Annotated in this window: 1 protein-coding gene; it reads left to right on the forward strand. The window is 62.4% G+C overall.

Annotation, left to right across the window (positions count from 1 at the left end; genetic code table 11):
• Positions 1 to 460, forward strand: a 460-nt coding sequence (locus tag EN807_RS32585; protein WP_135937936.1) for a transposase, incomplete at both ends; no start/stop codon positions are given.

Genomic DNA, 460 nt, shown 5'->3' on the forward strand with positions numbered 1-460 from the left:
GGTTATCTGTTAGCACCGTCACTGCCGATGCCGGCTATGCCTACGCGAAAGTGTTCGGGGCGCTCGAGCGTCGCGGCATTGATGCGTTGATTCCGGCCAAGGCAGAGCCGATCCGTAGCCCGGTCCCGCTTCGCCGCTTCCGCTACGATGCCAAGCACGACATATTGAAGTGTCCGCGGGGAAAGATCCTACGTCCGACTAGGCCGGTGAAGCACGGCCGCTTCTTCTATTCGCGCTCCAGTGAGTGCGCCGGTTGCGACCTTGCCTCCCTGTGTCTTTCCAAGGGGCGCGTCAACAAAGCGGTTGTTGTGGGTGACGATTATCCCGCGCTGTTGAGAGCGCGCCGGCGTCGAGAGCGATGGTCAGAGGAGGATCAATGTCTCTACCAACGCCACCGGTGGCGCTCGGAGGGCTTCCATGGCGAGGCGAAGAACTGGCACGGACTGGCCCGAGCGATCCG

Source organism: Mesorhizobium sp. M5C.F.Ca.ET.164.01.1.1, assembly GCF_004792125.1.
Classification (GTDB): domain Bacteria; phylum Pseudomonadota; class Alphaproteobacteria; order Rhizobiales; family Rhizobiaceae; genus Mesorhizobium; species Mesorhizobium wenxiniae.